Below are 9,090 nucleotides of genomic sequence, written 5' to 3'. Positions count from 1 at the left end.
CCGGTGGTCCCGCCGGAGCGCGGAGCCGCGGGGGACTGCGGCGCCTGCGGCTGGGCCGGAGCCGGGGCCGAGAACTCGGCCGCGGGCACCGGAGCCGGTGCGGGCTTCGCCGCCGCGGGCTTCGGACCGGGACGCGGGCCGGAGGCGGGCGTCGCGGCCGGAGCCGGAGAGGAGGGGGTGCTGCTCTGCGGGGCCTCGGCGGCGGCCGGCTTGGGGGCCGGGACACCGGGCTTGGGAGCAGCCGGACGTGCCGCCTGCGCCGGGGAGGGCGCGGCGGGCTTGGCGGGGCTCGCCTTACGAGGCGCCCCGGGCTTCGCTGCGGGCTTGGCGGCGTTGCCGCCGGGGCCCTGCAAAGCGTCAGTCAATTTGCGTACAACCGGCGCCTCGATCGTCGACGACGCCGAACGGACGAATTCACCGAGTTCTTGGAGCTTGGCCATGACGACCTTGCTCTCCACGCCGAACTCCTTGGCGAGTTCGTATACCCGGACCTTAGCCACTTCGCTCCTTTTAGGTCCGGGTTACCGCCGGACCGTCGCTACTTCATGGGCGTACTCATCGCGTACTCATCGAGTGCTCATCGCAATCTCGACCTACTTCCAACTCGCGAGGTACCTGAATCGCACGGGGTTCCGTGCCGTACGTCTTCGTGCATTGCTGTCTGCTCGACATGGAGCAGCAGTTCCGTACTGTCGAGCGGTCCCTTGACCCTGAAGGCCCGGGGAAACGCCCGGCGGCGAACCGCCTGATCGAGACAGAACGAGGCGGGGTGTACATAAGCGCCCCGGCCGGGCAGCGTACCGCGTGGATCAGGGAGGCAAGCACCCTCGACCACCACGATGCGCAGCAGATCGCTCTTGGCCGCTCGCTCCCGGCATCCCACGCAGGTTCGCTCAGGGCAGGCGCGGGCGTGCGTCCGGCCAGACATGCTCAAGTCTACCTCCCCGCGCCGCCCTCACCCCTTTGGGGCAAGGGTCGAACGCCTGCTGGCCAAAAAGACTCGGTTGATCTCCGTGCGGTGCGTCGTCCCACGTCGCCGCACGTCGCGGGCCCCGGGCGGAGTTGATCGCCGGGGGTCGGCCGCGACCGCCGGTGGCCGACGAGTGGCCATCGATGGCCGGATACGGTGCGGTCGGCGGGTACGTCGGGGGCGACCCACGGTGGTGGCCGCGAAAGTCACCGTCGCTCCACCCGGGTCGCGTACGCCCGCCCCGTACCGCCGCCGGATCAGCCCCGGTCGTCGCGGGACGACCGGGGCCCCGTGCCGGCCCCGTTGTCCTGCGCCCTGTCCGCACCGTTCCCGCCGTCCGCGCCGTCGGTCTGCTCCGTGTCGGGCCGGATGTCGATGCGCCAGCCGGTGAGGCGGGCGGCGAGGCGGGCGTTCTGCCCCTCCTTGCCGATCGCCAGCGACAGCTGGTAGTCGGGCACCGTCACCCGCGCGGAACGGGCACCGAGGTCGACGACCTCGACCTTGCTGACCCGGGCCGGCGACAGGGCGTTGGCGACCATCTCGGCCGGGTCGTCCGACCAGTCGACGATGTCGATCTTCTCGCCGTGCAGCTCCGCCATGACGTTGCGCACCCGCGACCCCATGGGGCCGATGCAGGCGCCCTTGGGGTTGAGGCCGGAACGGGTGGACCGTACGGCGATCTTCGTACGGTGGCCCGCCTCACGGGCGATCGCGCAGATCTCCACGGAGCCGTCCGCGATCTCCGGCACCTCCAGCTCGAAGAGCTTCTTGACGAGGTTGGGGTGCGTGCGCGACAGGGTCACCGACGGGCCCCGTACGCCCTTGGCGACGCGGACGACGAAGGTACGCAGCCGCAGACCGTGCGTGTACTCCTCGCCCGGCACCTGCTCCTGCACCGGGAGGATGGCCTCCAGCTTGTCGTCCAGACGTACGAGGACGTTCCTGGGGTCCTTGCCCTGCTGGACCTGGCCGGCGACGACGTCGCCCTCACGGCGCGCGTACTCACCGAAGGTGACGTCGTTCTCGGCGTCCCGCAGCCGCTGCTGGATGACCTGCCGCGCCGTGGTGGCGGCGATACGGCCGAAGTCCGACGGGGTGTCGTCGAACTCCTTCGGCTCCTGGCCCTCCTCCAGCTCCGACGCGTCCTCCTTGGCCCACACCGTTACATGACCGTTGTCGCGACTGAGCACGACGCGGGCGAGACGGCGGCTTCCCTCGGTGCGGTGGTAGGCGATGAGGAGGGCGGATTCGATCGCCTCGACCAACAGGTCGAAGGGGATCTCCTTCTCTTGTGCCAAGCCCTTCAGGAGCTTTACGTCGATGTCCATGGCTACGCCTCCTCTTCCTTCTTGTCCTTGCGGTTGAACTCCAGCTCGACGCGCGCCTTGGCGATCGACGCGAACTCGACGCGGCGGGCGGTGGGCTTGCGCCCCTTCACGCCCGGCACTTCGAGGTCGAGCCCCTCCTCGTCCACCGCGAGAATGCGGGCCACGAATTCGCCGCCGCCGTCTCCATCGCCCTCGTGGAGCTGGATCTTCGCCAGCCGGCCGACGGCGCGTTCGTAGTGACGGCGCTCGGTCAGCGGGCGGTCGGCTCCTGGGGAGGTGACTTCGAGCTGGTACTCGTCCTCGCCCATCACGTCCGTCTCGTCGAGAGTCGTGGAGATGGTGCGGCTCAGCTCGGCACACGCGTCCAAGTCCACGCCGTCGTCGGAGTCGACCACGATCCTCAGCACACGACGCCTGCCCGCCCGGGACACCTCGATCTCTTCGAGATCCAGGCCCTTCTCGCTGACGAGCGGTTCCAGCAGTCCGCGCAGCCTCTCGCTGTGGGTGGTGCTCATCCGGGTGACTCCTCGGCCGCGTGTGTGCTGTTGTGGGATCGTCGCGTGTCAGGCAAAGGGTATCCGGTCGCGGGGGGTGTTGCCGTCCACCTGCGAGTGACCCGCAGGTACGCTCGCCTGCGGTGATCACTGCGAGGCCCGAGGGAGACACGCGTGAGGCGCACGGGGACGACACGGAGGGGTGCTCTCAAGGCGGTGGGGGCCACCGCGGGGGGTTTGCTGACCGCCTGCTCCGGTGGGGACGACGACGGGGCCGACGAGCCGGGGACCGCGGCGGCCGTCAGGGCGGAGAAGGCGCTACGGGTGAGGTCCACCCGTACCAGCCGTGAACTCCTGCGACAGTACGACGCGGTGCTTGAGCTGCATCCGGATCAGGCGACGCGGCTGACGCCCCTGCGGGACTCCGTGGCGCTGCATGTGACCGCCCTGTCGCCACCGCCTCCTAAGAAGAAGGACGAGTCGGGGAAGCCCAAGCCCTCACCGTCGGAGTCCGCATCGGCGTCCGCGCCGCCTGACGGGGCGCCTGTGGGGGACGTAGGGGGCGCGGGGCCGACGCCGTTCGTGCCCGCCGACCCCGGAAAGGCTGTCAGGGAGCTGGCCGCGGCGGAGCGCCGCAGCGCCGACGCGCACGCCGAGGCGCTGGTGCACGCGCCGCCCGAGCTGGCCCGGCTGCTGGCGTCCCTCGCGGCGGCCGGCGCCGCCCACGCGTACCTGCTGACGAAAGGATCCTCCTCGTGAGCGAGGACCGTGCGCTGGACGCCGCTCAGGCCGCTCTCGCCGCGGAGCACGCGGCGGTGTACGGATACGGCGTCGTCGGCGGCCGGGTGGGCGACGAGCGTCGCCCGGAGGCCACGAACGCCTACGACGCGCACCGTGCCCGGCGCGACATTCTCGCGCGTACGGTGCGCGACCTCGGCGGGAAGCCGCTCGCGGCGGCCGCGGCGTACGCGCTGCCGTTCGAGGTGCCCGACTCGGCCGCCGCCGTACGGCTCGCCACCGACATAGAGGACCGGATCGCGGGGGTCTACTCCGACCTCGTACGGGCCGCCGAGGGGCCGCTGCGTCAGGACGCGGCGGGGGCTCTGCGCGAGGCGGCGGTGCGGGCGGTGCGCTGGCGGGGCAGCGGCGTAGCCTTTCCTGGGCTCGCCGAGCGTCTGTGAGCCCGCTCGCTCCGAAAGGGATCTAGGCACGTATGGCTTTCGAACCGCCGCAGCGGCTGGTGCGCACCCTGAGCGAGACGTACGGGGAGTCCGTCGCCGGAGAGTGGCTCGGACGGCTGCCCGTGATTGCCCAGGAGGCGCTGGAGCGGCGGGAGTTGACGGTCGAGCGGGTGGTGGCGCCGGGCGGCGGGAGCAGCCTCGTGGTGCTCGTACGGCGCCCCGACGGTGCCCCGGCCGCGCTCAAGGTGGTCCCCCCGTTCGCCGCCCCGGAGGCGGAGAGCGCGGCGCTGACGCAGTGGAAGGGCTGGGGCAGCGTGGAGCTCATCTCGGGCTCCGACGGCGCGCTGCTTCTTGAACGGCTCCACACCGAGACGTCGCTGCGCTCCCTGCCCGAGGCCAAGGCACTGCTCGAAGCGGCGGGAACGGTGCGGAAGTTGTGGGTCGAGCCCGTCGCCGATCACGGCTTCGAGACGGTCGCCGAGCGGACGGCGGGGCAGGCACAGGCGATGCGGCGTTCGACGGACCCGCAGGTCGTTCCGCTCGTCTCGGCGGCGCTCGACGCACGCGAGGAACTGCTCGCGGCCGGGCCGGCGGAGCTGATGCTGCTCCACGGCGCCTTCCGCCAGGGCAAGGTGCTGTCGGGCGACCGGGCACCGTGGCTCGCGGTCGGCCCCGTGCCCGTGGTGGGTGAGCGTGCGTACGACCTGGCGCGGCTGGTACGTGACCGGGTGGAGGACCTCGTCGCGGCGGCGTCCGGCGCGTCCGCGACACGACGCCGCGTGAACAAGCTGGCCGACTCGCTGGACATCGACCGCGAGCGCCTGCGTGGCTGGACGCTCTTCCGCGCGGTGGAGTCGGGAGTACGCGCGCTGGAGGCCGGACGCCGCCAAGACGGGGAACTGTTGCTGGAGTTCGCCGACTGGCTGTAGTGGGCCCGGTCCGCGCCACGGCGGCTCGCACCGCCCGCCGGGCGGCGGCTCCTCCTCGGCAGGGCGCTTCACGGGGCGGCGGGAGCGCGGCCACGGGGCGGGCGGGCCGCCCCGTCACCCGGATCCGGCCCGCCCGCTCCACACTCCCTCGTACGCCGTCGTACGCGCACACCTGCCGCCGTGTCCGGCGCCGAAGGGCGGCGCCGAGCCTCAGGCGGTGACGGTGGCCGTCAGCCGCTCGATCGCCTCGGCGACGGTGAGTTCCTCGCGCTCCCCCGTGCGGCGGTCCTTCAGCTCCAGCACGCCCTCGGCCGAACGGCGCCCCGCGACCAGGATCTGCGGCACGCCGATCAGCTCCGCGTCCGTGAACTTCACACCCGGCGAGACACCGGCGCGCTCGTCGACCAGCACCCGCAGCCCCGCCGCAGCCAGCTGCTCCGCGACGTCGACCGCCAGCTCCGTCTGGAGCGCCTTGCCCGCCGCGACGACGTGCACGTCCGCCGGGGCGATCTCACGGGGCCAGCACAGTCCCTGCTCGTCGGCGGTCTGCTCCGCGAGCGCGGCGACGGCGCGGGAGACGCCGATGCCGTACGAGCCCATGGTCACCCGCACCGGCTTGCCCTGCTGACCGAGCACGTCGAGCTGGAAGGTGTCGGCGTACTTGCGGCCCAGCTGGAAGATGTGACCGATCTCGATGGCGCGCCCCAGCTTCAGCCCGGCGCCGCACACGGGGCAGGGGTCGCCCTCCTCGACGACCACGACGTCGAGGTATTCGTCGACCTCGAAGTCGCGTCCGCAGACGACGTTGCGGGCGTGGGTGTCGGCCTTGTTCGCGCCGGTGACCCAGGCGGTGCCGGGCGCCACGCGGGGGTCGGCGATGTAGCGGACCTTCAGTCCCTGGGGGCCGACGTAGCCGCGTACCAGCTCGGGCCGGCCCTCGAAGTCCTCGGCTGTCACCAGCTCCACGACGGCGGGCGCCAGGTGCTCACCGAGCTTGCCGAGGTCGACCTCGCGGTCGCCGGGGACGCCGACGGCGGTGATCTCGCCGTCGACCTTCACCAGCAGGTTCTTCAGCGTCGCCGAGGCGGGCACGCCCAGGAACGCCGCCAGCGTCTCGATGGTCGGGGTGTCGGGGGTGTCCAGCTCCTCCAGCGCCCCGTGCGCCGCCCCGTCGACGGGGGTGAGGGCGAAGGTGACGGCCTCGGTGTTGGCGGCGTAGTCGCCGTTGGGGCAGTCGACGAAGGTGTCCTCGCCCGCGGCGGCCGGGGCCAGGAACTCCTCGGACGCCGAGCCGCCCATCGCACCGGAGATGGCGGAGACGATGCGGTAGTCGAGTCCGAGGCGCGCGAAGATCTTCTGGTACGCCACGCGGTGGAGCGCGTACGACTCGGCGAGACCCTCGTCCGTGGTGTCGAAGGAGTACGAGTCCTTCATCTGGAACTCACGGCCGCGCAGCACGCCGGAGCGAGGGCGGGCCTCGTCCCGGTACTTCGTCTGGATCTGGTAGAGCATCACCGGCAGGTCCTTGTAGGACGTGCACTGGTCCTTGACGACCAGGGTGAAGATCTCTTCGTGCGTCGGGCCGAGCAGGTACTCGCCGCCCTTGCGGTCCTTGAGACGGAAGAGGAGGTCGCCGTACTCGTCCCAGCGACCGCTCGCCTCGTAGGGCTCCTTGGGAAGCAGCGCCGGCAGCAGTACTTCCTGCGCCCCGATGGCGTCCATCTCCTCGCGCACGACGCGCGAGATGTTGTCGAGCACCTTCTTACCGAGGGGCAGCCAGCTCCAGAGGCCGGCGGAGGTGCGGCGTACGTACCCGGCACGGACCAGAAGCTTGTGGCTGAGGGTCTCCGCGTCCGCCGGGTCGTCGCGCAGTGTCTTGGCCATCAAACGGGACATGCGCTGGACCTGGGACATGGGGAGCACTCCTGCGTTTCTTCTCGGGTGTTGGCAGGAGGTTATCCGGGGCACACCGGCAGGCGGAAATCAGTAATCCCGCGCCGTACGGCGCTCAGCGCCGCCGCAGCGGAAGCGGGGCGCCCATCACGGCGTACGGCTTGGCGGCGCTGGGGAACAGGACCTGGCGGGCCAGGTCCTGGTATCCGAGGGTGCGGTAGAGGCCGCGGGCGGGGCTCTCGGTGTCGATCGCGGAGAGGATCGAGCGGGGCTGTCGCGCGACATCCGTGATGGTGGTGATCAGCGTGCGTCCGATGCCCCGGCCCTGGTACGCGGGGTGGACATGCAGCTCGGTGATCACGAATGAGTCGTCGAGCCAGTCGTCGCAGCCCTCGGCGCGCAGATACGGCTCTACGACCGTGGACCACCAGTGGGAGCGGTCGTTCGGCATGCCGTAGACGAACCCCGCGAGCCGCCCCCGCGCCGTGACCGCCCCGTACGCGCGCGCACCGGGAGCGAGGAGATGCCGCAGCACGATCTGGCGCCGTACACCGATCTCGCCCTCGCTCAGCCCGAAGGCGAGCGCCTGTACAGCCAGCGCCTCGTCCACGCGCGCCGCGAGATCGATCGGCCCGACGTGTACGTCGGGGATCTGGGAGTCGCTCCCGGGGAAGCTCGGCACGCTCGGCATGGCCGAACCCTACTTTCAGAAGAGGACGCTCATGAAAGCGCCCACCTCGCGGAAGCCGACGCGTCGGTAGGAGGCGCGGGCCGGGGTGTTGTAGTCGTTCACGTAGAGGCTGACGACGGGGGCGACGTCGGCGAGCGCGTACCGTACGACGGCCGCCATGCCGCTCTCCGAGAGGCCCTGGCCGCGGAACTCCGGGGCCACCCAGACGCCCTGGATCTGGCACGCGTGCGACGTGGCCGCGCCGATCTCGGCCTTGAAGATCACCTTGCCGTCGTCGATCCGGGCGAACGACCGCCCCGCTCCTACGAGTTCGGCCACGCGCGCCTGGTAGAGCAGCCCGCCGTCGCCGGCCAGCGGTGAGACGCCGACCTCCTCGGTGAACATCGCCACGCACGCCGGCATGATCGTCTCCAGCTCCTCCTTACGGATGCGGCGTACGAGAGGGTCCGGCCGCACCGTGTCGGGCACCCGCTCGGTGACCATGAGCGGCTGGTTCGCTCGAACCTCGCGGGCGGGGCCCCAGTTGGGCTCCAGAAGCCGCCAGAGGAGGGCTGTGGGTTCGGCGGGGCCGACGATCGACGAACAGCGTCGCCCCGTCCGGCGGGCGCGGTCCGCGAAGGCCCGTACGGCCTCGGGGGACGCGCAGATCGGCACCAGGTTGGCGCCGGAGTAGCACAGCGAGCGCAGCCGCCCGTCCGCGTACCAGCCCCACATCTCGCCGCCGAGGCGCCAGGGGTCGAGTCCCGCCGCCTGGACGCGGGACGCCACGAACGCGTTGGCGACGGGCTCACTCTCAAGAATGGCGAGCGCGGCGCCGAGTTCGCCTGGGTCGAGGACCCGAGTGGTGGTCTGCGTCAACACGAGAGGGCCTCACCGTACGTCTGCTGATTCTCCGCACTGTACCCGCCACTTCTGTGGCCTGCCGCGCACACGGAAGGACCCCGCTCCCCGGACGCCCTGAGGCGTGGGGTGCGGGGCCCGTACCGAAGCGGGGGGGGCGGACGGCGCGGAGGCCGGTCGGATGTGCGACGTACGGCCACATACGGCGTACGGGCACGTCCGGCATACGGCTCCGAGGCACCTGGGGCGGACGACCGCCCACCGGTCCGATCGATCACCGACCGATCACCGGTGGTCAGCTGATGGAGACCTGGGGCTCGCCCGAGGCGATGCCGTCTTTCTCCATCTGTTCGGCGATCTTCATGGCTTCTTCGATGAGGGTCTCGACGATCTTGGATTCGGGGACCGTCTTGATGACCTCGCCCTTGACGAAGATCTGGCCCTTGCCGTTGCCCGACGCCACACCCAGGTCCGCCTCGCGCGCCTCGCCCGGACCGTTGACGACGCAGCCCATCACCGCGACCCGCAGCGGGACCTCCATGCCCTCCAGGCCCGCGGTCACCTGGTCCGCCAGCTTGTACACATCCACCTGCGCACGACCACAGGACGGGCAGGACACGATCTCCAGGCGGCGCTGCTTCAGGTTCAGCGACTCCAGGATCTGGATACCGACCTTGACCTCCTCCGCCGGCGGCGCCGACAGGGAGACCCGGATCGTGTCCCCGATCCCCTCGCTCAAAAGCGCCCCGAACGCGACGGCGGAC

The 9,090-nt window shown here is 71.4% G+C and carries 11 protein-coding genes; 3 read left to right on the top strand and 8 right to left on the bottom strand.

The window, feature by feature from the left end; translation table 11 throughout:
* From BHU15_RS38430 to rimP, 4 genes are all read right to left on the bottom strand, one after another.
* Nucleotides 1-500: translation initiation factor IF-2 N-terminal domain-containing protein (locus BHU15_RS38430; protein ID WP_171908401.1), on the bottom strand; the 500-nt coding region annotated here is incomplete at its 3' end.
* Nucleotides 501-577: 77 nt separating this feature from the next.
* Nucleotides 578-928, bottom strand: a complete 351-nt coding sequence (locus tag BHU15_RS38425; RefSeq protein ID WP_078494172.1) for a YlxR family protein — start codon at nt 926-928, stop codon at nt 578-580.
* 299 nt (nt 929-1,227) lie between these two features.
* Nucleotides 1,228-2,298 carry a transcription termination factor NusA gene (gene nusA / locus BHU15_RS20270; protein ID WP_069628494.1) on the bottom strand — a complete coding sequence of 357 codons (1,071 nt, stop codon included), beginning with the start codon at nt 2,296-2,298 and terminating at the stop codon, nt 1,228-1,230.
* Nucleotides 2,299-2,300: 2 nt separating this feature from the next.
* The gene (rimP, locus tag BHU15_RS20265; RefSeq protein WP_069628493.1) at nt 2,301-2,813 is read right to left on the bottom strand and encodes a ribosome maturation factor RimP; all 513 of its coding nucleotides are present in this window, start codon (nt 2,811-2,813) and stop codon (nt 2,301-2,303) included.
* A gap of 195 nt (nt 2,814-3,008) precedes the next feature.
* On the opposite strand from rimP, the gene BHU15_RS20260 reads away from it, so the two are divergent.
* From BHU15_RS20260 to BHU15_RS20250, 3 genes are read left to right on the top strand one after another with little or no spacing between them, the layout of a single operon-like run.
* On the top strand, nt 3,009-3,551 hold the full coding sequence (locus tag BHU15_RS20260; RefSeq protein WP_435897056.1) for a hypothetical protein: 543 nt from the start codon (nt 3,009-3,011) through the stop codon (nt 3,549-3,551).
* A complete protein-coding gene (locus tag BHU15_RS20255) occupies nt 3,548-3,973 on the top strand; it encodes a ferritin-like domain-containing protein (RefSeq protein ID WP_069628491.1) in 426 nt (141 codons plus the stop codon). Before BHU15_RS20260 ends, BHU15_RS20255 begins: the two co-directional genes overlap by 4 nt.
* 32 nt (nt 3,974-4,005) lie before the next feature.
* Nucleotides 4,006-4,902, top strand: coding sequence for an aminoglycoside phosphotransferase family protein (locus BHU15_RS20250; protein WP_069628490.1), 897 nt, complete (start codon nt 4,006-4,008; stop codon nt 4,900-4,902).
* Nucleotides 4,903-5,112: 210 nt separating this feature from the next.
* Here BHU15_RS20250 and BHU15_RS20245 read toward each other — a convergent pair whose 3' ends face one another.
* The 4 genes from BHU15_RS20245 to BHU15_RS20230 form a co-directional block, all read right to left on the bottom strand.
* Nucleotides 5,113-6,816: a proline--tRNA ligase gene (locus BHU15_RS20245; protein ID WP_069628489.1), complete on the bottom strand. Its 1,704-nt coding sequence runs from the start codon at nt 6,814-6,816 to the stop codon at nt 5,113-5,115.
* Nucleotides 6,817-6,910: 94 nt separating this feature from the next.
* On the bottom strand, nt 6,911-7,486 hold the full coding sequence (locus tag BHU15_RS20240) for a GNAT family N-acetyltransferase (RefSeq protein ID WP_069628488.1): 576 nt from the start codon (nt 7,484-7,486) through the stop codon (nt 6,911-6,913).
* A gap of 15 nt (nt 7,487-7,501) precedes the next feature.
* Nucleotides 7,502-8,344: a GNAT family N-acetyltransferase gene (locus BHU15_RS20235; protein WP_069628495.1), complete on the bottom strand. Its 843-nt coding sequence runs from the start codon at nt 8,342-8,344 to the stop codon at nt 7,502-7,504.
* 277 nt (nt 8,345-8,621) lie between these two features.
* Nucleotides 8,622-9,090 (bottom strand): flavodoxin-dependent (E)-4-hydroxy-3-methylbut-2-enyl-diphosphate synthase (locus BHU15_RS20230; protein WP_171908400.1); only part of this gene is annotated, 469 nt, incomplete at its 5' end.

This window comes from Streptomyces niveus (genome assembly GCF_001723055.1).
Classification (GTDB): domain Bacteria; phylum Actinomycetota; class Actinomycetes; order Streptomycetales; family Streptomycetaceae; genus Streptomyces; species Streptomyces niveus.
The sequence above is the reverse complement of the archived record's forward strand: the minus strand, read 5'-3'. Positions and strand labels throughout refer to the sequence as shown.

Coding starts and splice junctions, on each gene's coding strand:
- BHU15_RS20250 (WP_069628490.1), top strand. CDS start 4,006: ATGGCTTTCGAACCGCCGCAGCGGCTGGTGCGCACCCTGAGCGAGACG.
- BHU15_RS20245 (WP_069628489.1), bottom strand. CDS start 6,816: ATGTCCCAGGTCCAGCGCATGTCCCGTTTGATGGCCAAGACACTGCGC.
- BHU15_RS38425 (WP_078494172.1), bottom strand. CDS start 928: ATGTCTGGCCGGACGCACGCCCGCGCCTGCCCTGAGCGAACCTGCGTG.
- rimP (WP_069628493.1), bottom strand. CDS start 2,813: ATGAGCACCACCCACAGCGAGAGGCTGCGCGGACTGCTGGAACCGCTC.
- BHU15_RS20240 (WP_069628488.1), bottom strand. CDS start 7,486: ATGCCGAGCGTGCCGAGCTTCCCCGGGAGCGACTCCCAGATCCCCGAC.
- nusA (WP_069628494.1), bottom strand. CDS start 2,298: ATGGACATCGACGTAAAGCTCCTGAAGGGCTTGGCACAAGAGAAGGAG.